General features: G+C 70.3%; 1 protein-coding gene. It reads right to left on the reverse strand.

The window, feature by feature from the left end; translation table 11 throughout:
- A partial coding sequence (locus tag JCM9942_RS16745; protein ID WP_484600271.1) for an O-linked N-acetylglucosamine transferase, SPINDLY family protein occupies positions 1 to 1,011 on the reverse strand: 1,011 nt, incomplete at both ends.

A 1,011-nucleotide genomic window follows, 5' to 3' on the forward strand; every position in this document is an offset into this window, starting at 1 on the left:
GCCTGCAGCGCGCTGCGGTCGTTGCCCAGCGCCACGGCTGTCTGGACGAAGCGAGCGTCGTCGGCCACGTTCATGTCGTCCAGGCCCAGGTGATGGTTGAGGCTGCCGGCCACGCGTGCGGCAAAGGTATGGCCGGGTGCGGTGAGCACCGGGCAACCGGCCCACAGCGCGTCCGAGGCGGTGGTGTGGGCGTTGTACGGATGCGTGTCCAGGAATAGGTCGGCATGCCGGTAGCGCGCCAGATACTGCGGGTGCGGCAGCTTGGCCATGAACACCAGACGCGCCGGATCCAGACCCTGCTGGCGGGCGATCGCGCGCAACCGCGCATCGGCCTGGCCCGGTCCGGACAGCAGCCACAGCACACTGTCGGGCACCTGCCGCAGGATCTCCAGCAACCGCCCGACGCTGCGCGGGTTGAGCTTGTAGCTGTTGTTGAAGCAGCACAGCACCACCGCGTCTGCGGGCAGGCCGCAGTCCTCCCGCGCCGGCGGCGGTTCGGGCACACGGGTGTTGTCCGAGGGCTGGAACGCCCGCGGCAGGCGCAGCACCTTCTCGCTGAAACCGTGTTCAAGCGCGGGTGGCAGCACGAAACTGTCGGCCAGCACGTAATCGATCCACGGCGCACCCGAGGTGCCGGGGTAGGCCAACCAGTTGATCTGCAGCGGCGCCGGGCGCATTGCCAGCACCTCCGGCGTGCCGCCGCCGCCCCACCCGCGCAGGTCGAACAGGATGTCGATACCGGCTTCGCGGATGCGCCGGGCGATGCCGGTGTGCGGTTGTCCCTCCACGTCGTGCAGGGTGTGACTGGCCGTACGCAGGCGCTGGCGGATCGTGCTGCCATCGTCGCGGTTGATCGCGAACAGGTGGATCTGCAGCGACGGGTGCGCGCGCAGCTGCTCGAACAGCGCCACGGTCAGCAGGCCGGTGGGATGGGCGCCGAAGCCGTTGGACAGAAAGCCGATGCGCAGCGGCCCGTGCGTGCGCAGCGAGGTGGCAGGCGGCGCGGGGCGG

This window comes from Stenotrophomonas pictorum JCM 9942 (assembly GCF_001310775.1).
GTDB lineage: Bacteria > Pseudomonadota > Gammaproteobacteria > Xanthomonadales > Xanthomonadaceae > Stenotrophomonas > Stenotrophomonas pictorum.